Origin of the sequence: Stenotrophomonas sp. NY11291 (assembly GCF_023277365.1) — a bacterium.
GTDB lineage: Bacteria > Pseudomonadota > Gammaproteobacteria > Xanthomonadales > Xanthomonadaceae > Stenotrophomonas > Stenotrophomonas geniculata.
On sequence record NZ_CP096975.1, the window covers coordinates 4,001,941 to 4,022,766 of the forward strand.

Below are 20,826 nucleotides of genomic sequence, written 5' to 3' on the forward strand. Positions count from 1 at the left end.
GAATGCCCGCTGTTGCTGTTGCTTCGGATGTTGCCCTGGCTTGAAGCAGGTGCAGGGCTGCAAGCCCTGCCGATAACCCCTTACCCCGCCATCACCGCTTCGATCTCGTCGGCGCTGCGCGCCAGGCCTTCGGTCAGCACACGATGTCCGTCATCGGTAATCAGCACGTCGTCCTCGGTACGGATGCCGATGCCGCGCCAGCGCGGCTCCACCGTCGTGTCGTCCACGCCGATGTACAGCCCCGGCTCGATGGTGAACGCCATGCCCGGCTCCAGCAGGCGTGAATCACCGGCGAGGCGGTAATCGCCTACATCGTGCACGTCCAATCCGATCCAGTGCCCGGTCTTGTGCCGGTAGAAACGCTGGTACAGGCCCTCGGACAGGTTCTTTTCCAGCGTGCCCTTCAACAGGCCCAGCCGCAGCAGGCCCTCGGTCAGGGTCTGCACCGCGGCGAGGTGGCCGGCCTCGTACGGCACGCCCGGCTTGGCCTGGGCCAACGCAGCGGCCTGTGCATCGCCGACCAGGTCGTGCAGTGCACGCTGCTCGGCACTGAAGCGGCCATTCACCGGGAAGGTGCGGGTGATGTCGCTGGCGTAGCCGCGGTATTCGGCACCGGCATCGATCAGCACCAGCTCACCATCGCGCGAACGCGCGTTGTTGTCGCGGTAATGCAGGATGCAGCCGTTGCGGCCGGCACCGACGATGCTGCAGTACGCCGGCACGGCATCGTTGGCACGGAACACACGCTCCAGCTCGGCCTGCAGTTCGTATTCGTGGATACCTGCCTTGGCCACCTGCATAGCAGCCAGATGCGCACGCACGCTGATCTGCGCGGCGTGGTGCATCAACGCGACTTCCGCACCCGACTTGAACAGGCGCTGCTCGTGCAGCAGGTGGCCCAGCTCCAGGAACTCATGCGGTGGCTGCGCGCCGTGGCGCACCTGCGAACGCACGCGGTTGACCCAGCCGATCAGCTTCAGGTCGAAGTCGGCATCGCGGCCGAAGTGGTAGTAGACGCGCGAGCGCCCTTCCAGCAGGCCCGGCAGGATGTCGTCGAGATCGTCGATCGGGTAGGCATCGTCCATGCCGTACTGCGCCACCGCCCCTTCCTGGCCGGCGCGGCTGCCGTCCCAGGCCTCGCGCTCGGCATCACGCTCGCGGCAGAACAGGATGGCCTCGCCGTGGCGGCGGCCCGGAATCAGCACCAGCACCGCTTCCGGCTCCGGGAAGCCGCTCAGGTACTGGAAGTCCGAATCCTGGCGGAACGGATAATGGGTATCGAGGCTGCGCACCTTCTCGGCTGCGGCCGGCAGTACCAGGATCGCGTCCTCGCCGGCCATGTCCATCAGCTGGCGGCGGCGACGCTTGTATTCGCCGGCCGCGATGCCGGTGCGCTGCTTGATGTCCATCAGTTCAGGCGCTGCCGATGGCGCGAGGCCAGCACCACGTCACCGTGCAGCAGCAGCACCGCCACGCGGATGAATTCCTCGATCTCCGACAGGGCTTCGTCGTCATCATCGCCGCCGGCCTCGAAATCCTCGCTGGAGGCGCGGGCCAGGCTGGCCATGTCGGTCAGCGCTTCCTCGCCCTCTTCGGACAGGGCTGGCCGGTTGCCACCACTGCCCAGACCGAAGCCGCCCAGGAACGAGCGGGTCCAGCTGAACATGGCATCGGCCTGCGCGGACACGTCATCGTTGTCGGTCAGCAGCAGTTCGAAGGCGAAGTCACGGTCTTCCAGCTGCTTGATGGTGACCTGCAGCAGCTGCGCCAGCACGCTGTCGGCAGCCACCGGCGCCAGGTTGTCGTCGGCCAGCACGCGCGCCGGCCAGTCGTTGCCGGGGGCGCCGCCGGCGGCCAGCCAGCCACACAGCGCGCCGTGCAGCTCGGCAGCGGTGGCGCCCAGGCCCAGTTCCTGGCTGGCGCGGGTAACGTCGTCGACGGAGGGAAGTTCGGTCATCGTGCGGCTCGTTCGGAAAGGAAACCCGGGGCGCGCACGCGCGCGCCCGTGAGACCCCGTAGTGTAGCAACCCGACGGCATCCTCTCCGCAGCCGTCCAGCCTTGCTGCGACAACGCTTGACCGCCCTTACCCGGCTTGCCTATCGTGCCCGTATGGAACCCGCTGATCCCCTTGCCCAGCTGCAGGACTTCGCCGCCCGCGTGGAAGCGTTGCTTGAACGCAACCAGCGCCTGGCCGAGGAGAACCGCAGCCTGCGCCACCAGCAGGAACAGCTGGTGGCCGAGCGCTCGACGCTGCTGGCCAAGAATGAGCAGGCACGTTCGCGGGTGGAAGCAATGATCAGCCGGCTCAAATCCCTGGAGCAGCACACATGAGCGCCGAACCGGTCAGTGTCCGCATCCTCGATCGTGAATACACCGTGGGCGTCGGCGGCGATGAACGCGACAGCCTGATGGCCGCCGCGCGCCTGCTGGATGCGCGCATGCGCGAGATCCGCGGCAGCAACCGCATGGCCGCGGTCGATCGCGTCGCCGTGCTGGCCGCGTTGAACCTGGCCCACGAACTGCAGCTGCTGCGCGACGAAAACGCCCGCCAAGCGGTGGCCTTGCAGCAGACGCTGGCCGATCTGAACCGGCGCCTGGACCGCGCCATCGACGGCACCCCGTAGAAAAAAGGGACGGAGGGAATTAAGGCGCATTCGCCCCTTCCGTGCCGGAAACGCCTTAATCCCCTCCGTCCCCTTTTCGCATATCTGAATTGGCACGGACTGTTGCCGACGAACGGCCTATCCAGATCCTGCGTGCTGGCTATAATGGCCACGCGTTCTCTGCGGTACTCGACGGCATGTGCAAACATTCGCCTTGTCCCTTAAGAACGACACCGGGAGCGCGACAGCGCCGGGAGTGCAGGTCCGCCTTGTAGCGGGAAGCCCGATGGTTCTCCAGCGTTCCCACTTGAGCCCCCGGGTTCAAGGTCGTTTCGCATGCATCGACATTGCGGAGAATGCAATATTCCAGCAAGGGCGGCGTCTTCGGGCGTCGCCCTTGTTCTTTGCGGCACAATGACGGCTGATCCTTGCCGCACGCTGCCATGACCGACCCGCGCCAGGCCCTGCGCCACGACCTGCGGCAACGCCGCCGTGACCTTTCCGCCGCTGAGCGCATCGCCGCCGCCGAATCCCTTGCCGATGCCCTGCTGGCGCTGCCGTTCGCCCCGCGCGAAGGCGCCGTGGCTGGCTACTGGGCGCTGGATGGCGAAATCGCCCTGCACCGCTGGCAGCTGCAACTGCCCGAAGGCCTCACCTACTGCCTGCCGGTGCTGGCCGGTGAGGTGCTGCGCTTCGCACCGTGGCGGCCGGGGCAGCCGCTGACCAGCAACCGCTACGGCATTCCCGAACCGGACGTGGCGGTGGAAGACACACTGGAACCGGCGCAGATGGCGCTGGTAGTGACCCCGCTGGTGGGTTTCGACGCGCAGTGCCGGCGGCTGGGCATGGGGGGCGGCTGGTATGATCGCAGCTTCGCCTTCCGCCACGATCGGCCGGCGCCGCCCTGGCTGGTCGGTGCTGCGTTTGCGGTGCAGCAGGTCGAGTCCTTGCCGGTGGCGTCGTGGGACGTGCCGGTGGATGCGATCTGCACCGAAGACGGCACCCTGTTCCCCTCCGCTGCCCCCGTGAACGCATGACCGCCCGCAAGCGCTACTGGCTGATGAAGTCCGAACCGGACGCCTTCTCCATCGATGACCTGGCCAAGGTCAAGGTCGAACCCTGGAACGGGGTGCGCAACTACCAGGCGCGCAACTTCATGCGCGATGGCATGCAGGTGGGCGACGGCATCCTGTTCTACCACTCCAATACCAAGGTGCCGGGCATCGTCGGCCTGGCCACGGTGGCCAGCACGGCCTACCCGGACGACACCCAGTTCGATCCGAAATCCGACTACCACGACCCCAAGAGCACGCGCGAGAACCCGCGCTGGATGCTGGTGGACGTGGCCTTCGACCGCAAGCTCAAGCAGGTGATCGCGCTGGACGAGATCAAGCTGCACGCTGATGAGCTCGGCGAAGGCTTCCCGCTGGTTGCCAAGGGCAACCGCCTGTCGGTGTTCCCGGTGACGGCCGCGCAGTGGAAGCTGCTGCTGTCGCTGGAAAAGAAATCCTGATTCCCTGCCTGAGAGTTCTCCCATGTCCGAAGCCAAGCGCCTGGCCGCCGAGAAAGCCATCGAGTACGTCGAAGACGGCATGATCGTCGGTGTCGGCACCGGTTCCACCGTGGCCTATTTCATCGATGCCCTGGCCCGCATCCAGCACCGCATCAAGGGCGCCGTATCCAGCTCCGAGCAGAGCACCGCGCGCCTGAAGCAGCACGGCATCGAGGTGATCGAGCTGAACCACAGCGGCAACCTGTCGCTGTACGTGGACGGCGCCGATGAGTGCGACGCCAACAAGTGCCTGATCAAGGGCGGCGGTGCCGCGCTGACCCGCGAGAAGATCATCGCCGAGGCCAGCGAGCGCTTCATCTGCATCGTCGACCCGAGCAAGCAGGTGCCGGTGCTGGGCAGATTCCCGCTGCCGGTGGAAGTGATCCCGATGGCGCGCAGCCTGGTCGCCCGCCAGATCCGCGACATGACCGGCGGCCAGCCGACCTGGCGCGAAGGCGTGGTCACCGACAACGGCAACCAGATCCTGGACATCCACAACCTGCAGATCACCGATCCGGAAAAGCTGGAGCGCGAGCTCAACCAGCTGCCGGGCGTGGTCTGCGTGGGCCTGTTCGCGCGCCGTCGCGCCGATGTGGTGATCGTCGGCGGCGAGCCGCCGGTCGTGCTCTGACCCTTTCGAAGGATCCTGACGATGTCGCTGTTGCGTTCGCTGCTGATGCTTCCGCTGCTGGCCCTGGCCGGCTGTGCCACCGATGCGGCCCGCCATTGGGTCGAGCTGGATGGCGCCCGCTACCAGGTCGAGCTGGCCACCAACGATGAAACCCGCGCGCGCGGGTTGATGTTCCGCGACCAGATGGCCGCCGACCACGGCATGCTGTTCATCCACGACCGCGAGGAAATGCAGGCGTACTGGATGAAGAACACGAAGATCGCGCTGGACATCCTGTACTTCGACAGCGAGCGCAGGCTGGTCAGCCAGCAGCGCGACGTTCCGCCGTGCTCGGCCGGCGACATGTGCCCGCCGTATCCCAGCGGTGGCCCGGCCCGGTACGTGCTGGAGCTCAATGCGGGCCAGGCCGAGAAGCTGAAGCTGAAGGACGGCACCGCGCTGACCTTCGGCCCGGGCATCGAAAAATAACGGTAGTGCCGGCCGCTGGCCGGCAATCCAACCCGACCGGGGCCAGATCCCTTTCGCAAGCGAAAGGGATCTGGCCCCGAAGTTTTTCACGCGGCACCGCTTGAAACCGCCTGCAAATGTCGCCAGTCTGTGGTCATGCAGGACCGGATCTCTCTCCCCGACTGGGATGCACTGGCCGACCTCGAAGACGAGGCGCTGCCACTGTTGCCGACCGCACTGCTGATCGCGCGCGATGAATACCCCGATCTGCAGCCGTCCACCTACGACGCGTTGATCCAGAGCCATGTCGACCACCTCCGCTCGGAAGTGGACAGCATCGACAACAGCCCGCTGAAGATGGCAGCGATCAACCGTCACCTGTTCGACGAGCTGGGCTACAGCGGCGACCACGACGAGTACTACGACCCGCGCAACAGCTACCTCAACCAGGTATTCGAGCGGCGCCTGGGCAACCCGATCTCACTGGCGCTGGTGCAGATGGAAGTCGCGCGCCGGCTGGGCATTCCGCTCGATGGCGTGTCCTTCCCCGGCCACTTCCTGGTGCGCCTGCCGGTGGACGACGGCGTGCTGGTGATGGACCCGTTCAACGGTGGCCGCCCGTTGGACGTGGACGAACTGCGCGAGCGGGCCAAATCACACTTGGGTGGGCAGATGCCGGACGACCAGGTGCTGGCGCAGATCCTTGACCCGGCGCCGGCGCGCGCGATCCTGATGCGCATGCTGCGTAACCTGCATGGCGTGTACGCCGAGGCCGGCGAGTGGGACCGCGCTGCACGCAGTGCCGATCGCCTGCTGAAGCTGGCCCCGGAGCAGGACGACGCGCTGCGGGATCGCGGCCTGGCCTATCTGCAGCTGGAATATCTGGCCGGTGCCCGCCACGACCTGGGGCAGTACCTGAAGCGCAATCCCGAGGCCAGCGATGCGCAGTGGCTGCGTGAGAAGCTGATCGACCTGGGCGGGCCGGTGCCGCGGCTGCATTGAGGGAGTCGGTGTGTGGACCAACGGTCCACACCCACCCCAACGGTCCGCACCCACAGAAGGGCCTGCAGGCCCTACCGGTCAATCGACTTCAACCATCTCGAAATCGGCCTTGGTCACCCCGCAATCGGGGCAGGTCCAGGTCTCGGGGATGTCCTCCCAGCGCGTCCCCGGCGCGATGCCCTCCTCCGGCAAGCCTTCCGCTTCGCTGTAAAGGAAGCCGCAGACCACGCACATCCAGGTGCGCAAGGTGGTGGGGGTGGCATCGCTCATCGGATAATCAGGGCTGGATTCACGGGCCGCCATTGTCCCATCGCGGCCCACGCACCGGTAGCCATCGATGACTTCTGCTTCCCCGGCGCCCCGCGGCGTCTACCTGATCACCCCGGACGAGCCCGATACCGCGCACCTGCTGGCACGTACCGCGCCGCTGCTGGCCGCTGGCGCCACCTGGCTGCAGTACCGCAACAAGACCGCCAACGACGCGCTGCGGCAGGAACAGGCCACCGCACTGCAGGCGCTGTGCGCGGAGCGCGGCGTGCCGCTGATCATCAACGACGACCCGGCGCTGGCCAAGGCCGTGGGCGCGGCCGGCGTGCACCTGGGCGGCACCGACGGTGACATCCCCAGCGCGCGCGCCCTGCTCGGCCCCGACGCCATCATCGGCGCCTCCTGCTACGACCAGTTGGCCAATGCCGAGAAGGCCGTGGCTGCCGGCGCCAGCTACGTGGCCTTCGGCGCGTTCTTCCCGACCACCACCAAGATCACCACCAGCCGCGCCCATACCGACCTGCTGCGGCAAAGCGCCGCACTGGGCGTGCCGCGGGTGGCGATCGGCGGGCTGACGCCGGACAATGTCGGTCCCATCATCGACGCCGGCGCCGACCTGGTGGCCGTGGTCAGCGGCATTTACGCCGCGCAGGACCCGGTCGCGACCCAGCGCGCCTTCCTCGCCCAGTTCGCGTAACGCCCAGGATATTCCCCCATGAACCACGACCAGTCCCACGCCCTGTTCTCCCGCGCCCAGCAGCTGCTGCCGGGCGGCGTCAATTCGCCGGTGCGCGCGTTCAAGTCGGTCGGCGGCGAGCCGTTCTTCGTCGAACGCGCCGACGGCGCCTACCTGTACGACGTCGACGGCAACCGCTACATCGACTACGTCGGTTCCTGGGGCCCGATGATCGTCGGCCACAACCACCCGGCGGTGCGCCAGGCGGTGAAGAAGGCGATCGACAACGGGCTGTCGTTCGGTGCTCCGTGCGCGGCCGAAGTGACCATGGCCGAAACCATCACCCGCCTGGTGCCGTCGTGCGAGATGGTGCGCATGGTCAACTCCGGCACCGAGGCCACGCTGTCGGCGATCCGGCTGGCGCGTGGCGCCACCGGCCGCAACCGCATCGTCAAGTTCGAAGGCTGCTACCACGGCCACGGCGACTCGTTCCTGGTCAAGGCCGGCAGTGGCATGTTGACCCTGGGCGTACCGACCTCGCCAGGCGTCCCGGCCGGCCTGAGCGAGCTGACCCTGACCCTGCCCTACAACGATTTCGAAGCCGCCACCGCGCTGTTCGAACAGCAGGGTGACGACATCGCCGGCCTGATCATCGAACCGGTGGTCGGCAACGCCAACTGCATCCCGCCGCGCGAGGGCTACCTGCAGCACCTGCGCGAACTGTGCACGAAGCATGGCGCGCTGCTGATCTTCGACGAAGTGATGACCGGCTTCCGCGTCGCCCTCGGCGGTGCGCAGGCGCACTACGGCATCACCCCGGACCTGACCACCTTCGGCAAGATCATCGGCGGCGGCATGCCGGTGGGCGCCTACGGCGGTCGTCGCGAGCTGATGCAGCAGATCGCCCCGGCCGGCCCGATCTACCAGGCCGGTACGCTGAGCGGCAATCCGGTGGCAATGGCCGCTGGCCTGGCGATGCTGGAGCTGATCCAGCAGCCGGGTTTCCACGCCGACCTGGCCGAGCGCACGGCGCGCCTGTGCGCCGGCCTGGAAGCCGCCGCCGCCGACGCCGGCGTGGCGGTGACCACCACCCGCGTGGGCGCGATGTTCGGGCTGTTCTTCACCAACGAGAAGGTGGAGACCTATGCACAGGCCACCGCCTGTGACATTCCGGCGTTCAACCGCTTCTTCCACGCAATGCTGGACCAGGGCGTGTTCCTGGCACCGTCTGCGTACGAGGCCGGCTTCCTGTCCAGCGCGCACGACGATGCCGTGATCGAAGCAACGCTGGCCGCTGCACGCGTGGCGTTCAAGGCCGCCAAGGGCTGAGCCCTGCTCTGGTAGGTGCCAAGCTTGGTTGGCACTGCCGCATCTGGTGGGTGCCAAGCTTGGTTGGCACTGCCGCATCTGGTGGGTGCCAACCTTGGTTGGCACAGAGCAGTCGAGCATGGCTCGACTCTACAAACGGCATCAACCGAAGACGAACTTGCCCTTCATCATCGCGAAGTGGCCGGGGAACGAGCAGAAGAAGGTGTAGTCACCGCCCTTCTGCAGGCCCTGGGTAGAGAAACGCACGCGCGTGGTCTCACCACCGCCGATCACCTTGGTGTGCGCCAGCACGCGCTTGTCGGCCTTCGGCAGGTAGCTGTCGGCCAGGGTCATGCGCATGCCCGCCATCGCCACCGGCTGATAGTCGGCGGTGCGGGTCAGCACCCAGTTGTGTCCCATCGCGGTAGTGGCCAGCTTGCCCGTGTGGCGCAGGGTCAGGTCCACGGCGGTGCAGTCGGCGGCGACCTTGATCTCGCGGCTGCTGAAGCTCATCTGGTCGGTGCTGTCGATGCTCACCGCACACACCCGCGCCATCGCCGACGGCGCCAGCATCAGCGCGCCCACTCCCACTGCCACCCTCCAAGCCTTCATCGTTGCATCTCCTGCGGATTCAAGCGCCATTCTAGGCAGGCCCCTGTGGCCGCGTCTGCGACCGTCTGTCGCATGGCTGCTCCAGGGTTTCCCGAGTGTTCACTGCAATGGCATGCTCGGCCGATGCGTATCGATCTGTTGCTGTTGGATGTGGATGGCGTGCTGGTGCAGTACCAGCGCGCGCAACGCGTGCTGCACCTGGCCCAGGCGCTGCAGGTTCCGGCGCAGGCCGTGCAGGCCGCGCTGTATGACAGCGGACTGGAAGCGGCGCATGACAATGGCACGCTGGATGGCCCGGCCTATCTGGCGCAGCTGGGGGAGCGTATGGGCACGACGGTCGATGTGGCTGCATGGACCGCGGCGCGGCGGGCCGCCAGCCATCCGCAGGCTGCCGTGCTGCAGCGGCTGCAGGCCCTGCAGCTGCCGATGGCGGTGCTGACCAACAACGGCGCGCTGATGCAGCAGGCCTTGCCCGCCCTGCTGCCGGAACTGTTCCCGGCCCTGCGGGAGCGCGTGTTCTGCAGCGCCGGTTTCGGCCTGCGCAAACCCGCACCGGAAGTCTTCCTGCGCACGCTTGAGGTACTCGGCGTGGCGCCTTCGCACACGCTGTTCATTGATGACCTGTTCGCCAATGTGCGCGGCGCACGCGCTGCCGGCCTGCACGCGGAAACCGTGCGCGATGGCCGGGGATTGGGCAAGGTGTTGAAGCGCTATCGGATCGCATGACGCGCTGTAGAGCCGAGCCCATGCTCGGCTCCTGTTGCCTGACATCGCGATGAGCCGAGCGTAGGCTCGGCTCTACAGATGCCTCTGCAGGCTTCAGCGCGCGGCGATGAAAGCAGCAATCGCTGCGCGCAGGCGCTTGAGGCCTTCGGCCACTTCTTCGTCGGTGATGTTCAGCGACGGCACGAAGCGCAGCACGTCCGGGCCGGCCTGCAGGGTCAGCAGGCCCTGCTCGGCGGCGTGGTCGAGGATCGCACCGGCCTGGCCGGCAAAGTCCTTGCTCAGCACCGCGCCCAGCATCAGGCCACGGCCACGCACGTCGCTGAACACGCCGAATTCTTCGTTGATGCGCGCAAAGCCATCGCGCAGCGCCTTCGACTGGCGGCTGACATTGGCGGCGATCTCCGCAGAGGCCAGCTTGCGCAGCGCAACGCGTGCGACCGCAGCGGCCAACGGGTTGCCACCGAAGGTGGTGCCGTGCGCACCGAACTGCATGGTTTCGGCCACCTTCGGGCCGGCCAGCATCGCACCGATCGGGAAGCCGCCACCCAGCGCCTTGGCCAGGGTGACCATGTCCGGCACCACGTCGTCCTGCCAGTGCGCGAACAGCGTGCCGGTGCGGCCCATGCCGGCCTGGATCTCATCCAGCACCAGCAGCGCGTTGTGCTGGTCGCACAGCTCGCGCACGCGCTTAAGGAAACCGGACTTGGCCGGCATCACGCCGCCCTCGCCCTGGATCGGCTCCAGCATCACCGCTGCCACGTCACCGGCGGCCATCGCAGTTTCCAGCTGCACCTCATCGTTGAAGTCGATGTAGCGGAAGCCACCGGGCAGCGGCTCGTAGCCTTCCTGGTACTTCGGCTGGGCAGTCGCGGTCACTGCGCCCATGGTGCGACCGTGGAAGCTGCCGCGGAAGGTGATGATCACCCGCTTGTCGGCCGGGCGGCCCTGGCTGGAGGCCCACTTGCGGACCATCTTGATCGCCACTTCATTGGCTTCGGCGCCGGAATTGCACAGGAACACGCGCTCGGCGAAGCGGCTGGCCTTCACCAGCTCCTCGGCCAGGTGCAGTGGCGGCGCGCTGTAGAACACGTTGCTGGTATGCCAGAGCTTGCCGGCCTGTTCGACCAGCGCGGTCACCAGGTCCGGGTCGTTGTGGCCCAGGCCGCACACGGCGATGCCGGCGGCCAGGTCGATGAACTCACGGCCCTGGCTGTCCCACACGCGGGCGCCCTGGCCTCGCTCCAGTACCACCTGGCGGGGCTTGTAGACCGGCAGGTAATAGTGCGAAAGGGAGATCAGCGGATCGGTAGCGGCGGTCATGGCAGTCGGCAGGATTCAGGAATCCCCATTCTCGCGCCGGAACCCCTGCGGCACAATGCGCCCATGCGACCGTTTTCCGCCCCCCAGCTGAACCCCGCCACCGAGACCGGCTGGCGCCGCCGGTGGTTCGACATCATCTACCGCCACGACACCCGCCCTTCGCGCAATTTCGACCTGATCCTGGTGGTGGCGATCGTCGCCAGCATCCTGGTGGTGATGATCGACAGCGTGCAGCACCTGCACGCCGAATGGTCCACCGGCCTGTACATCCTGGAATGGGGCTTCACGATCATCTTCACCGCCGAGTACCTGCTGCGGCTGGCGGTGGTCAAGCGCCCGCTGCGGTATGCGGTGAGCGTCTGGGGCATCATCGACCTGCTGTCGATCCTGCCCGCCTACCTGTCGATGTTCATCCCCGGCGCGCAGAGCCTGCTGGTGGTGCGCGCACTGCGCATCCTGCGCGTGTTCCGCATCCTCAAGCTGACCCGCTACATCGAAGAAAGCGGCGTGTTGATGACGTCGCTGTGGCGCAGCCGGCGCAAGGTGCTGGTGTTCCTGTTCACGGTGATCACCATCACCATCATCGCCGGTGCGCTGATGTACGTGATCGAGGGCCCCGAACACGGCTTCACCAATATCCCGGCCAGCATGTACTGGGCGGTGGTGACCATGGCCACGGTCGGCTTCGGTGACATCGTGCCGCAGACCGTGCTCGGCCGCTTCGTCACCTCGGTGCTGATCCTGATCGGCTACAGCATCATCGCCGTGCCCACCGGCATCTACACCGCCGAACTGGCCAGCACCATGCGCGAGGCCGAACAGGCCGCGCGCCGCGATGCGCGTGGCTGCCCGGACTGCGGGCTGGAAGGCCATGAGCCGGATGCACTGCACTGCCGCAAGTGCGGTGGCAAGCTGCCGGACGCGTTCAATCATTGATGCAAGCGCCGGCGATGTACACCGGCGCTCGCCGATCACGCCATGAGCGGGAGCGCTACTGACGGTTGCTCTGGAAAACCAGCGTGTTGTATTCCTGCATCAGCTTGCTGGCCGAACCGCGCGGTGCCATCGAAGGTGAGTCAAGCATGCGGCGTTCAAAATCGGTGTAGGGCGTGTTCTCGCTAACACGCTTCAGCCGCTCCTTGCCTTCGCGACGGAAGTTCTCGGCCTCACGCTCGAAGCTGTTCCAATCCAGCTTGCCCGGCTCCTGGTCGGCCACCTTGGCATGCGCTTCATCGGAAATACGGTTGAACGCATCCAGACGCTCGCGGGCCTTGGCCTGATCGAAATCATCCTCGCTCATCAGATCCATGATGGCCTTGGCTTCCAGCATCATCGCCAGACGGTAGTACTCACGCGTGCGTCCCTCGGCCTGCTCCAGCACCTTGAGCTGCTCGCGCTGGGCAGCATCGTTCTGGCGCTCCAGTTCAGCGTTGAACGTTTCGCTGGCAACCCCGAACGCATTGAAGGCCGCCATCAAGGGCGCGTGCATCTGCTTGCCCTTGGCAAACTGATCGTCCTCGTAGTCCTGCCGATCATAGTAGTCGTGCGCCTCCTTGCTGACCGGCACCAGCGCCTTCAGCGCCTGCTGATAGTGGCCCGCGGCGGCATCGAGATCGGCCAGTGCCGGCTGGGCAGCGATCGCCTCGGTTACCGGGGCGTCACAGCGCTTCATGTCGTAATCGCTGATCTCCGACGGGCCGTATACCTGCGTCTCGCGCCCCGTCGGGCCGGTGTCTACGTCCTTGATCCAGCGCGTGTACGACTCGATGCTGCGATGGGTCTTCGAATCGAGTGCATTGAAGCATTCGATGTAGGCGTTGAGTTTGGCGGTCAGCTGCTGCTGCGTGTCGGACCGCGTCGCGCCGGCGTCCGGCTTGGCGGACGGGCCAGCGTCACCCGTCGTTGCCGGTGCCTTGCCGCCACAGGCAGTCAGGATCAGCGACAGCGAAGCGGCCAGCGCCGCGATGGAAAGCGTACGTGTCATGTGCTCACATCCTTGTTGAAAACGATTACACCCAAATATTCTAGCGCAGCAGGTCGACGACCGCAGCCATCGACCCGGTTCAATCCAGCGCTCAGTCCAGGAACAGATCCGGCAACAACGGACGCGACGGGTCCACCGCATAACCGGACAGATCGGTAATACCGGCCTGCGCCAGCACTTCATCGTCGATCAGGAACCGGCCGTGGAAGCCGGCCGCTTCGCGCACCAGCACCGCGTGTGCGGCATCGGCCATGATCTGTGGCGTGCGGCAGCCAGCCGCATCCACGCCCGGAATCATGTTGATCGCATCGGTGGCGATGACGGTGCGCGGCCACAGCGCATTCACCGCCACGCCCTGCGGGCCGAATTCCGCGGCCAGGCCCAGGGTGACGAAGCTCATGCCCATCTTTGCCAGCGTGTAGCCGGTGTGCGGTGCCCACCACTTCGGCTCCAGGCTCGGCGGCGGTGCCAGGGTCAGGATGTGCGGGTTCGGCGCCTGCAGCAGGTACGGCAGGCAGGCCTGCGCACACAGGAAACTGCCGCGCGCATTGACCTGCTGCATCAGGTCGAAACGCTTCATCGGCGTATCCAGCGTGCCGCGCAACCAGATCGCGCTGGCGTTGTTGATCAGGATGTCGATGCCACCGAAGGTGTCGACCGTGGCCGCCACCGCCGCCTGCACCTGCTCTTCCTCGCGGATGTCGCACTTCAGCGCCAGGCCCTGCCCGCCTGCAGCCGTCACCGCTTCGGCGGCGGTGTGGATGGTGCCCGGCAGCTTCGGATTCGGCACCGACGACTTGGCCGCAATGGCCACATTGGCGCCGTCGCGCGCAGCGCGCAGTGCGATGGCCAGGCCGATGCCACGCGAGGCACCGGTGATGAAAAGCGTTTTGCCCTGCAGACTGCCCACGTTCCACACTCCAGCGTATGCAATGAGCCGCTAGTATGCCGCGCCGACGCGGAGTTCACCCGCCCTTGACGATACTCGGGCCTCCAGACAACGCACGAGGTCCACGCCATGCGCCGTTCCCGCCTGTTGCTGCCTGCCCTGGGGCTTGTCCTGCTGACCGCCTGCCAGGGCCGTTCGCCGGAACCCGGCAAGGAGCCGCCCGCCGGTGACGCGCCCAGTGCGGAGAAGGCCGCCGCCGACGGCAAGATGCGCTGGAGCGAGGCGGTGGTCTGGGATGGCGACCTCAACGCCTGCCGCCAGGGCGAGAACGCGGCCACCCGGGATTGCCTTCGCGACGCGATGCGCGCCGGTGGCGCCAGTGCCGAGGCCATCACCGCCGCCGAGCAGTTGTCCACCGGCGGTGAGTTGGCCTATGTGACCGCCTGGCACGAGAACGAAGGACTGGGCATTGCCACGGTCGAGTATCCGTTCCGCGCCAACACCAATGAAGGCACCCGACTGGTCGATGCCGGTGGCAAGCGCATCGATGTGGATGCCGTGCAGTTGGACGACACCCTGCGTGCCGACCCCACTGTGCAGGAACTGCTGAAGGCCAACCCGCAAGCCACGCCGTTCGCACCGGCGCAGTCGGCCGGCGCCTCGCCGCTGGAGAACGGTGGCATCCGTTTGCTGTACCGCACGCCGCTGCGCGACTGCCACGCCTGCCCGGATGTGGGGCAGTTGCAGATTGCCTATGACTTCGACGCCAAGCGCAACTTCATTGGCCAGCAGGTGGTGCCGGCGACGCCGTAAGGCCACCGCCCCCTGTAGAGCCGAGCCATGCTCGGCTCATTGAATGCAGCCGAGCATGGCTCGGCTCTACATTTCTATTCCTGGTACAGCACTGCCACGCCATCACCACGGGCAAGCCGTTTCACCTGATCCAACGTATCCACCGCCATCACGGAGTACGTGACCTCCACGCCGGAGTGCAGGCGCCCCTCGGCGGTGTCCTGACCAGGCTCCACAGATATCAGCTTGCGGATTCCGGCGAATCGATAAAGGTACGGCCTACCGTCTTCACCCACCAGGCGGCCGGTCAGATCCTCATACCCGGAAGCAAGCGCTTCTGCATTCTCAAGAGCGTGTTCATCGTTGTCGGCACTGATCAGGTACACGTTCTCATGCACCAGGAACGAGCCCTGGCCTGGGCTCTCGTAATAGAAAATTGCGTGCGCGCAATACCACATGCATCACCTCGATCATTCTCTTGCGGATTGTCCCTGGTTTGGATGTCGCGAGCCTTCTGCTGCCGATGGAATCCACATTCATGCGGCACTGGGCAATGAGCCGTTTAGCCGTTGAGCAGCCCGCGGATCACAAACCGCATCCACGCATGGCGTGGATCTACCGGTACGCCTGCACCTGCTTCTCCAGCAGATGCGGCACGATCAGCCGATGCAACGGCGCAACCGGCAGCATGTATACACGCCCGAACGCGTTGTGCGTATGCACCACGGTCGCCACTTCCAGCACGTCGCCCTGCCACTGCAGGGCCAGCTGCACACGCAAGTGGCGGTCGTTGTCCTCCAGCACGATGGCATCGTCATCCATCGACTGCAGGGTGAAGATGCCCAGCCGCTGGCCGGGTTGAGGATCTTCGACAACCTGCACCGCCCGCAACGAGCCCAGATGCTTCATGCCGAGCAGGCGCATGCCGTGGTTGCGCAGCGCCATCAGCCCATCGAACCAGCCGGGAATGGTCGCCGCCATGTCGCGGTAGGCCTGCAGTGCGGTACGCCCGTCGCGCCGGGTGGTGGCCTGACAGGCGTGCACGAAGTCGGCACCAGGCAACTGCGCACGCAACACATTGCCCGCGCTCGGCGGGCCGGTCACTATCCGCGAAGCCTTCACGGCTTGGGCCCCTGCCCTTCGTTGTCTTCCCAATGCAGGATGCGGCGGGTGACGAAGCGGTAGACCGGCTTGCCGGTAGCAAACCACAGTTCGCGCACCCACGAGGTGCGCTTGAGCAACCGCTTCTCCACCGGCGTAAGCAATTCACGGCAGTACATGCGCTTGTGCTTGAGCAGGTGGCGCAGGTCCTCGCGGGCCAGCAGGCGCATCCAGCGCGAGCGAGGGTTGCCGATCACCGCCAGCTGGAAGTCGATCAGCGCCGGCCGTCCATCTTCAGTGACCAGCCAGTTGGCTTCCTTGGCCAGATCGTTGTGGGCCACGCCTTTGCGATGCAGCTGCTGCAGCAGCCGGCCCGCGGCGCGGAACCAGGCCAGGTCGCCGCGCGGCGGACGCTGGTACATGGCGTCGCCGGCCATGAAGCTGCGATCCAGGTGATGGCCATTCCAGGCCAGCAGCTGCGGTACGTCGGCCATGCCGTGAATGTGCTGCAGCGCGCGGGCTTCACCGCGGGCCAGCCACCACGCAGGCAGCCGCAACCACAGCGGCGTGGCGCCCAGATCACGGCGCACGAAGGGGCCATCAGGCCCTTTCACAAGGAGGATCCGGCCGAAGCTGTCGGCCTTCAAAGCATGCGGTTGAGCGTCGGGCGTATGTGGCATGAGCCCATTCTAGGCGATGGCACTGGTTGCAAACGGTCACGAAGCGGCTGGGAACCAGTCACCTTCACGCCCCTATAATCGGGCAATGGACTCTTCATGGATCGACGCCACCCTCGCGTGGATTGCCGCTCATCCCGTGTTGGCGGGTGCGGTCATTTTTCTGATCGCCTTCTGCGATGCGGTGATCATTCTCGGCGCCATCGTGCCGGCGCTGCCGCTGCTGTTCGCGGTGGGTGTGTTCATCGGCCTGGGCCAGATCTCCGGGCCGTACGCGGTGGCGGCGGCGGCGCTGGGTGCGTTCGCCGGTGATGGCATCAGCTACTGGATCGGCCGCCGCTGGGGCGACCGGCTGCGTGGCATCTGGCCGTTCAGCCGCTACCCGCAGCTGCTCGACCGCGGCGAGAACCTGTTCCGCCGCAATGCGTTCAAGAGCATCCTGGTGGCGCGCTACGTCGGCGCGATCCGGCCGTTCGTACCGGCCATCGCCGGCATGATGAAGATGCCCGCCAGCCGCTACGTGCAGGCCAGCGGCATCGCCAGCATTTCCTGGGCGGTACTGTTCCTGGCCCCGGGCTGGATCCTCGGCGAAGCGTATGACGCGGTGGCTGCCGTGGCCGGGCGGCTGGTGGTGGTGGTCGGCCTGCTGGCGGTAATCCTTGGCCTGGTCTGGGCCATCGTGCTGTACGGCTACCGCTGGTCGGCCGCGCGCATGGACAACTGGCTGGCACGCCTGCTGGACTGGTCCAACCGCCACCCGACGCTGGGCCGCTACACCGTCGGCGTGCTTGATCCCAAGCGCCGTGAATCGGTGCCGCTGGCGATGCTGGCGTTGATGCTGCTGGTACTGGGCTGGGGCTGGTTCGCGTTGCTGACCGTGGTGGTCGCGCACGGCGAGCCGCTGGCGATCGACCTGCTGGTGCACCAGGCCATGCTGGCGCTGCGCAACCCGCTGGCCGATTACCCGATGGCCGCGCTGGCGTCGCTGGGCGCCTGGCAGGTACTGCTGCCGGCCACCGCTGCAGCGATGGGCTACCTGATCTGGCGCCGGCGCTGGATGGCGGCCGCACATTGGCTGGCTGCCCTCGCCTTCGGCCTGGCGCTGACCATGCTGCTGGGTGCCACCGTGGATGTGGTGCGCCCGGTCGACGCCAGCAGTGGCTTCGGTTTCCCCTCGGTGTCGGTGACCATGGCCACCATCACCTTCGGCTTCTTCGCGGTGCTGATCGCACGCGAGATGCCCGGCCGCACCCGCGTCTGGCCGTACCTGGTGTCGGGCATCGTGGTCAGCCTGATCGGCTTCTCGCGCCTGTACCTGGGCGCGCATTGGCTGAGCGATGTGGTCGGCGGCATGCTGTTCGGCACGTTCTGGCTGCTGGTGCTGGGCATCGCCTACCGCCGCCGCTTCAACCGCTCGTTCTGGGTGAAGCCGGTGGCGTGGCTGTTCTACGGCGTCTTCGCCGTGGCGGCCATGTGCTATGCGCCGCGCAACATCCCGGTGAAGCTGGAACGCTTCGAACCGACCCTGCCGGCACCACAGGCGATGGACATGCAGGCCTGGTGGCAGCACGACTGGGTGACGCTGCCGGCGCGCCGCAATGAGTTCGACGACGACCAGCGCTGGCCGCTGGACGTGCAGGTGGCCGGGCCGCTGGCACCGCTGCAGGCGCAGCTGGAAGCACGCGGCTGGAAGCGGCAGGAACAGGCGGGCTGGCAACAGGCGCTGCTGATGCTGGACAAGAACACCGGCGCCGACGAACTACCGGTGCTGCCGGCCACGCTGGACACCCGCGTGGAAGCACTGCTGATGGTGCGCCAGGGCGCGCAGCCGGATGAGCGCTATGTGCTGCGCCTGTGGCCGGCGCCCGCGCAGCTGCAGCCGGGCAGCACGCCGCTGTGGCTGGGCAGCGCGCAGACCCTGCGCTACGAGCGCCACTTCGAATGGATCGGCATGTGGCACCCGTTGCGTGGTGTCGACCCGGCATTGAATGCCGTGAAGGACGCCGTGCAGGACCTGCCGCAGCGCGAGGATGTGCACAGCGAAACCGGGTTGCCGGTGCTGCGGTTGAAGACCACCACGCCCTGACCGGTACCGGTGCGCGGCCACCCACTGTAGAGCCGAGCCCATGCTCGGCTGCCCTTCGCGGGATCCATCAAGCCGAGCATGGGCTCGGCTCTACAGCAGATCCACGCCATGCGTGGATGGCATTCCCCGCATACCCCAGCGTGTGCACCAAGGTGCACACCCACCCGGGGCAGGCTGCTACGGCATCCAGCCCAGCAACTGCTGCAACCGCTGGTGCGGGTCGTCCATCTGCAGCAGCTGCAACCGCTGCTGCTCACTCAGCGGCAGCAGCTCGGCCAGCCGCCAGCCGACCCAGCTGGCCTGGTCCAGCAGCGCCGGGTTGGCCGGCGCATAGGCCTCGCCGGCCTGTTCGATGATGTGCCCCAGCACCGTGGCCAGCAGCGCATGCTGCGGCCGCAGTTCGTCGTCGGGGTCTTCATCGCACCAGCGCACATCGGCTACCACCAGCCCGTTGTCACGCACACGGGTGCGCTCGACATGGAAACGGCGGGTGCCGCGCAGACGCAACTGCAGCACGCCGTCGGCGCCGACATCGAAGTCTTCGATGCGCACCTGCACGCCATACGCGGCCGGCGTTGCCGGGGCTCCCACTTCCTGGCCGTCGAGGATCAGGCAGACACCAAAGCCCTCACCACTGCGGCCGCTGTCGCGTACCAGATCCAGGTAGCGCCGTTCGAACACGCGCAGGCCCACCGCCGCACCCGGCACCAGCGTGGTGTGCAGCGGAAACAGCGGCAGCGAACCGTCGACGCTCATCGGGCCTGCAGCGCGGCAAGGAAGCGGCGCGGTGCGCCGTCGAAGCCACCGTTGGACATGAACACCACGTGGTCACCCCTGCGCGCGCTGGCCTGCAATTGCGCCAGCAGCGCGTCGGTATCGGGCACCGCGTGTGCTTCGCCACGCACTGCGGCGATCACCGCAGCAGCATCCCAGGCCAGTTCCGGGCGATGCAGGAACACCACTTCATCGGCCAGCGCCAGCGAGGGGGCCAGCGCCTGCGCGTGTGCGCCCAGCCGCATCGAATTGCTGCGCGGCTCCATCGCGACCACGATGCGCGCATCGCCCACCTTGGCGCGCAGCCCTTCCAGCGTGGTGGCGATTGCGGTCGGGTGGTGGGCGAAATCGTCGTAGACGGTGATGCCCTCGTGGCTGCCGATCACTTCCATGCGGCGCTTGACGCTGCGGAAGCGCGCCAGCGCCGGGATCACCTCGGCCGGCGCAACACCCACCGCATGTGCGGCTGCCAGCGCCGCCAGGCCGTTGAGCACGTTGTGGCGGCCCAGCAACGACCACTGCACATCACCCAGTGCCTGCCCGCGGTGGTGCACGCGGAACGCGCTGCCATCGGCAGCGAGCAGTTCCGCATGCCACTCCAGCGATGGATCGAAGCCGAAGCGCTCGACCGGGGTCCAGCAGCCCATCGCCAGCACTTCGGCCAGATGCTGATCCTCGCCATTGACGATCAGTCGGCCACGCGCCGGCACCGTGCGCACCAGGTGGTGGAACTGGCGCTGGATCGCGGCCACGTCCGGGAAGATGTCGGCGTGGTCGTATTCAAGGTTGTTGAGGATGGCCACCAGCGGCCGGTAGTGCACGAACTTGCTGCGCTTGTCGAAGAAGGCGGTGTCGTACTCGTCGGCCTCGACCACGAACTCGCGGCCCTGGCCCAGGCGGGCGGAGACGCCGAAATCCTCGGCGACGCCGCCGATCAGGAAACCGGGAGAACGACGGGCGCTTTCCAGCAGCCAGGTGAGGATGGTGGTGGTGGTGGTCTTGCCATGGGTACCGGCCACGGCCAGCGTGTCGCGGCCCGGCAGCACCTGTTCGGACAGCCACTGGGCACCGGAAATGTAGCGCTGGCCGGCGTCGAGCACGGCCTCAACGGCGGCATTGCCGCGCGAGAGTGCGTTGCCGATCACCACCTCGTCGGTGCCCGGTGGCACGCTGTCGGCGCGGTAGCCCTGGTCCAGGGTGATACCCAGCTGCTCGAGCTGGGTCGACATCGGCGGATAGATGGCCTGGTCGCTGCCACTGACCGTATGGCCCAGTTTCCGCGCCAGGGCGGCCACGCCGCCCATGAAGGTGCCTGCGATTGCAAGGATATGTACGCTGCTCATGACCGAGGATTGTGACCGATGACGGCTGTATAGGG

At 66.8% G+C, this 20,826-nt stretch carries 25 protein-coding genes and 1 other RNA gene; 14 read left to right on the plus strand and 12 right to left on the minus strand.

Annotation, left to right across the window (positions count from 1 at the left end; genetic code table 11):
• Nucleotides 1-80 precede the first annotated feature (80 nt).
• Nucleotides 81-1,403 (minus strand): aminopeptidase P N-terminal domain-containing protein, encoded by a 1,323-nt coding sequence (locus M1L61_RS18645; RefSeq protein ID WP_029379908.1) that lies wholly within the window; start codon nucleotides 1,401-1,403, stop codon nucleotides 81-83.
• Nucleotides 1,404-1,408: 5 nt separating this feature from the next.
• Complete coding sequence (locus M1L61_RS18650; RefSeq protein ID WP_049437176.1) at nucleotides 1,409-1,957, minus strand: YecA family protein; 549 nt, start codon at nucleotides 1,955-1,957, stop codon at nucleotides 1,409-1,411.
• Between the two features lie 153 nt (nucleotides 1,958-2,110).
• Between M1L61_RS18650 and M1L61_RS18655 the strand changes: the two genes are divergently transcribed.
• From M1L61_RS18655 to M1L61_RS18690, 8 genes are all read left to right on the plus strand, one after another.
• Nucleotides 2,111-2,332 (plus strand): TIGR02449 family protein, encoded by a 222-nt coding sequence (locus tag M1L61_RS18655; RefSeq protein WP_005410898.1) that lies wholly within the window; start codon nucleotides 2,111-2,113, stop codon nucleotides 2,330-2,332.
• Nucleotides 2,329-2,625, plus strand: a complete 297-nt coding sequence (locus tag M1L61_RS18660; RefSeq protein WP_005410899.1) for a cell division protein ZapA — start codon at nucleotides 2,329-2,331, stop codon at nucleotides 2,623-2,625. The genes M1L61_RS18655 and M1L61_RS18660 overlap by 4 nt, the downstream gene beginning before the upstream one ends.
• Before the next feature lie 153 nt (nucleotides 2,626-2,778).
• Nucleotides 2,779-2,964, plus strand: a non-coding RNA gene (gene ssrS / locus M1L61_RS18665) — 6S RNA.
• 83 nt (nucleotides 2,965-3,047) lie between these two features.
• The gene (locus tag M1L61_RS18670; RefSeq protein WP_019338637.1) at nucleotides 3,048-3,641 is read left to right on the plus strand and encodes a 5-formyltetrahydrofolate cyclo-ligase; all 594 of its coding nucleotides are present in this window, start codon (nucleotides 3,048-3,050) and stop codon (nucleotides 3,639-3,641) included.
• Nucleotides 3,638-4,117, plus strand: coding sequence for an EVE domain-containing protein (locus M1L61_RS18675; RefSeq protein ID WP_019338636.1), 480 nt, complete (start codon nucleotides 3,638-3,640; stop codon nucleotides 4,115-4,117). The genes M1L61_RS18670 and M1L61_RS18675 overlap by 4 nt, the downstream gene beginning before the upstream one ends.
• 22 nt (nucleotides 4,118-4,139) lie before the next feature.
• Nucleotides 4,140-4,787 carry a ribose-5-phosphate isomerase RpiA gene (gene rpiA / locus M1L61_RS18680; RefSeq protein ID WP_019338635.1) on the plus strand — a complete coding sequence of 216 codons (648 nt, stop codon included), beginning with the start codon at nucleotides 4,140-4,142 and terminating at the stop codon, nucleotides 4,785-4,787.
• A 21-nt stretch (nucleotides 4,788-4,808) separates the two neighbouring features.
• Complete coding sequence (locus M1L61_RS18685; protein ID WP_049428291.1) at nucleotides 4,809-5,255, plus strand: DUF192 domain-containing protein; 447 nt, start codon at nucleotides 4,809-4,811, stop codon at nucleotides 5,253-5,255.
• Nucleotides 5,256-5,390: 135 nt separating this feature from the next.
• Nucleotides 5,391-6,236, plus strand: a complete 846-nt coding sequence (locus M1L61_RS18690) for a SirB1 family protein (RefSeq protein ID WP_010484022.1) — start codon at nucleotides 5,391-5,393, stop codon at nucleotides 6,234-6,236.
• Between the two features lie 78 nt (nucleotides 6,237-6,314).
• On the opposite strand, the gene M1L61_RS18695 is transcribed toward M1L61_RS18690, so the two are convergent.
• Nucleotides 6,315-6,539 carry a rubredoxin gene (locus M1L61_RS18695; RefSeq protein ID WP_014038358.1) on the minus strand — a complete coding sequence of 75 codons (225 nt, stop codon included), beginning with the start codon at nucleotides 6,537-6,539 and terminating at the stop codon, nucleotides 6,315-6,317.
• A 34-nt stretch (nucleotides 6,540-6,573) separates the two neighbouring features.
• On the opposite strand from M1L61_RS18695, the gene thiE reads away from it, so the two are divergent.
• Together thiE and hemL are read left to right on the plus strand one after the other, a co-directional pair.
• Entirely contained in the window at nucleotides 6,574-7,200 is a 627-nt protein-coding gene (gene thiE, locus M1L61_RS18700; protein WP_049453670.1) for a thiamine phosphate synthase, read from the plus strand.
• 18 nt (nucleotides 7,201-7,218) lie between these two features.
• Nucleotides 7,219-8,508: a glutamate-1-semialdehyde 2,1-aminomutase gene (gene hemL, locus M1L61_RS18705; RefSeq protein WP_191849955.1), complete on the plus strand. Its 1,290-nt coding sequence runs from the start codon at nucleotides 7,219-7,221 to the stop codon at nucleotides 8,506-8,508.
• A 141-nt stretch (nucleotides 8,509-8,649) separates the two neighbouring features.
• Here hemL and azu read toward each other — a convergent pair whose 3' ends face one another.
• Nucleotides 8,650-9,099, minus strand: a complete 450-nt coding sequence (azu, locus tag M1L61_RS18710; protein WP_019338772.1) for an azurin — start codon at nucleotides 9,097-9,099, stop codon at nucleotides 8,650-8,652.
• Nucleotides 9,100-9,222: 123 nt separating this feature from the next.
• Between azu and M1L61_RS18715 the strand changes: the two genes are divergently transcribed.
• Nucleotides 9,223-9,825: an HAD-IA family hydrolase gene (locus M1L61_RS18715; protein ID WP_248853905.1), complete on the plus strand. Its 603-nt coding sequence runs from the start codon at nucleotides 9,223-9,225 to the stop codon at nucleotides 9,823-9,825.
• Nucleotides 9,826-9,918: 93 nt separating this feature from the next.
• Here the strand turns inward: M1L61_RS18715 and M1L61_RS18720 are convergent, their stop codons facing one another.
• Nucleotides 9,919-11,145, minus strand: coding sequence for an acetylornithine transaminase (locus tag M1L61_RS18720; protein ID WP_049453664.1), 1,227 nt, complete (start codon nucleotides 11,143-11,145; stop codon nucleotides 9,919-9,921).
• Nucleotides 11,146-11,208: 63 nt separating this feature from the next.
• Between M1L61_RS18720 and M1L61_RS18725 the strand changes: the two genes are divergently transcribed.
• Nucleotides 11,209-12,081, plus strand: coding sequence for an ion transporter (locus M1L61_RS18725; RefSeq protein WP_010484015.1), 873 nt, complete (start codon nucleotides 11,209-11,211; stop codon nucleotides 12,079-12,081).
• A gap of 55 nt (nucleotides 12,082-12,136) precedes the next feature.
• Here the strand turns inward: M1L61_RS18725 and M1L61_RS18730 are convergent, their stop codons facing one another.
• Entirely contained in the window at nucleotides 12,137-13,129 is a 993-nt protein-coding gene (locus tag M1L61_RS18730; protein ID WP_049453662.1) for a YiiG family protein, read from the minus strand.
• Nucleotides 13,130-13,220: 91 nt separating this feature from the next.
• Entirely contained in the window at nucleotides 13,221-14,039 is an 819-nt protein-coding gene (locus tag M1L61_RS18735; RefSeq protein WP_191863593.1) for an NAD(P)-dependent oxidoreductase, read from the minus strand.
• A gap of 108 nt (nucleotides 14,040-14,147) precedes the next feature.
• Between M1L61_RS18735 and M1L61_RS18740 the strand changes: the two genes are divergently transcribed.
• Complete coding sequence (locus tag M1L61_RS18740) at nucleotides 14,148-14,831, plus strand: hypothetical protein (RefSeq protein WP_054172452.1); 684 nt, start codon at nucleotides 14,148-14,150, stop codon at nucleotides 14,829-14,831.
• Nucleotides 14,832-14,905: 74 nt separating this feature from the next.
• Here the strand turns inward: M1L61_RS18740 and M1L61_RS18745 are convergent, their stop codons facing one another.
• The 3 genes from M1L61_RS18745 to M1L61_RS18755 all read right to left on the minus strand — a co-directional run bounded on the left by M1L61_RS18745 (nucleotide 14,906) and on the right by M1L61_RS18755 (nucleotide 16,591).
• On the minus strand, nucleotides 14,906-15,268 hold the full coding sequence (locus tag M1L61_RS18745; protein WP_043400269.1) for a DUF4288 domain-containing protein: 363 nt from the start codon (nucleotides 15,266-15,268) through the stop codon (nucleotides 14,906-14,908).
• Between the two features lie 157 nt (nucleotides 15,269-15,425).
• Nucleotides 15,426-15,932, minus strand: coding sequence for a DUF2867 domain-containing protein (locus tag M1L61_RS18750; protein WP_171954700.1), 507 nt, complete (start codon nucleotides 15,930-15,932; stop codon nucleotides 15,426-15,428).
• Nucleotides 15,929-16,591, minus strand: coding sequence for a serine/threonine-protein kinase (locus M1L61_RS18755; RefSeq protein ID WP_248853906.1), 663 nt, complete (start codon nucleotides 16,589-16,591; stop codon nucleotides 15,929-15,931). The genes M1L61_RS18750 and M1L61_RS18755 overlap by 4 nt, the downstream gene beginning before the upstream one ends.
• An 85-nt stretch (nucleotides 16,592-16,676) precedes the next feature.
• On the opposite strand from M1L61_RS18755, the gene M1L61_RS18760 reads away from it, so the two are divergent.
• Nucleotides 16,677-18,674 carry a bifunctional DedA family/phosphatase PAP2 family protein gene (locus M1L61_RS18760; RefSeq protein ID WP_248853907.1) on the plus strand — a complete coding sequence of 666 codons (1,998 nt, stop codon included), beginning with the start codon at nucleotides 16,677-16,679 and terminating at the stop codon, nucleotides 18,672-18,674.
• Between the two features lie 177 nt (nucleotides 18,675-18,851).
• On the opposite strand, the gene M1L61_RS18765 is transcribed toward M1L61_RS18760, so the two are convergent.
• Nucleotides 18,852-19,430: an LON peptidase substrate-binding domain-containing protein gene (locus M1L61_RS18765; protein ID WP_010484006.1), complete on the minus strand. Its 579-nt coding sequence runs from the start codon at nucleotides 19,428-19,430 to the stop codon at nucleotides 18,852-18,854.
• The gene (gene mpl / locus M1L61_RS18770; RefSeq protein WP_248853908.1) at nucleotides 19,427-20,791 is read right to left on the minus strand and encodes a UDP-N-acetylmuramate:L-alanyl-gamma-D-glutamyl-meso-diaminopimelate ligase; all 1,365 of its coding nucleotides are present in this window, start codon (nucleotides 20,789-20,791) and stop codon (nucleotides 19,427-19,429) included. The genes M1L61_RS18765 and mpl overlap by 4 nt, the downstream gene beginning before the upstream one ends.
• Between the last annotated feature and the right edge of the window lie 35 nt (nucleotides 20,792-20,826).

Excerpts from the sequence above, each read along its gene's own strand:
- M1L61_RS18650 (WP_049437176.1), bottom strand. The coding sequence starts at position 1,957 with ATGACCGAACTTCCCTCCGTCGACGACGTTACCCGCGCCAGCCAGGAA.
- M1L61_RS18655 (WP_005410898.1), top strand. The coding sequence starts at position 2,111 with ATGGAACCCGCTGATCCCCTTGCCCAGCTGCAGGACTTCGCCGCCCGC.
- M1L61_RS18660 (WP_005410899.1), top strand. The coding sequence starts at position 2,329 with ATGAGCGCCGAACCGGTCAGTGTCCGCATCCTCGATCGTGAATACACC.
- M1L61_RS18670 (WP_019338637.1), top strand. The coding sequence starts at position 3,048 with ATGACCGACCCGCGCCAGGCCCTGCGCCACGACCTGCGGCAACGCCGC.
- M1L61_RS18675 (WP_019338636.1), top strand. The coding sequence starts at position 3,638 with ATGACCGCCCGCAAGCGCTACTGGCTGATGAAGTCCGAACCGGACGCC.
- rpiA (WP_019338635.1), top strand. The coding sequence starts at position 4,140 with ATGTCCGAAGCCAAGCGCCTGGCCGCCGAGAAAGCCATCGAGTACGTC.
- M1L61_RS18685 (WP_049428291.1), top strand. The coding sequence starts at position 4,809 with ATGTCGCTGTTGCGTTCGCTGCTGATGCTTCCGCTGCTGGCCCTGGCC.
- M1L61_RS18690 (WP_010484022.1), top strand. The coding sequence starts at position 5,391 with ATGCAGGACCGGATCTCTCTCCCCGACTGGGATGCACTGGCCGACCTC.
- M1L61_RS18695 (WP_014038358.1), bottom strand. The coding sequence starts at position 6,539 with ATGGCGGCCCGTGAATCCAGCCCTGATTATCCGATGAGCGATGCCACC.
- thiE (WP_049453670.1), top strand. The coding sequence starts at position 6,574 with ATGACTTCTGCTTCCCCGGCGCCCCGCGGCGTCTACCTGATCACCCCG.
- hemL (WP_191849955.1), top strand. The coding sequence starts at position 7,219 with ATGAACCACGACCAGTCCCACGCCCTGTTCTCCCGCGCCCAGCAGCTG.
- azu (WP_019338772.1), bottom strand. The coding sequence starts at position 9,099 with ATGAAGGCTTGGAGGGTGGCAGTGGGAGTGGGCGCGCTGATGCTGGCG.
- M1L61_RS18715 (WP_248853905.1), top strand. The coding sequence starts at position 9,223 with ATGCGTATCGATCTGTTGCTGTTGGATGTGGATGGCGTGCTGGTGCAG.
- M1L61_RS18720 (WP_049453664.1), bottom strand. The coding sequence starts at position 11,145 with ATGACCGCCGCTACCGATCCGCTGATCTCCCTTTCGCACTATTACCTG.
- M1L61_RS18725 (WP_010484015.1), top strand. The coding sequence starts at position 11,209 with ATGCGACCGTTTTCCGCCCCCCAGCTGAACCCCGCCACCGAGACCGGC.
- M1L61_RS18730 (WP_049453662.1), bottom strand. The coding sequence starts at position 13,129 with ATGACACGTACGCTTTCCATCGCGGCGCTGGCCGCTTCGCTGTCGCTG.
- M1L61_RS18740 (WP_054172452.1), top strand. The coding sequence starts at position 14,148 with ATGCGCCGTTCCCGCCTGTTGCTGCCTGCCCTGGGGCTTGTCCTGCTG.
- M1L61_RS18745 (WP_043400269.1), bottom strand. The coding sequence starts at position 15,268 with ATGTGGTATTGCGCGCACGCAATTTTCTATTACGAGAGCCCAGGCCAG.
- M1L61_RS18755 (WP_248853906.1), bottom strand. The coding sequence starts at position 16,591 with ATGCCACATACGCCCGACGCTCAACCGCATGCTTTGAAGGCCGACAGC.
- M1L61_RS18760 (WP_248853907.1), top strand. The coding sequence starts at position 16,677 with ATGGACTCTTCATGGATCGACGCCACCCTCGCGTGGATTGCCGCTCAT.
- M1L61_RS18765 (WP_010484006.1), bottom strand. The coding sequence starts at position 19,430 with ATGAGCGTCGACGGTTCGCTGCCGCTGTTTCCGCTGCACACCACGCTG.
- mpl (WP_248853908.1), bottom strand. The coding sequence starts at position 20,791 with ATGAGCAGCGTACATATCCTTGCAATCGCAGGCACCTTCATGGGCGGC.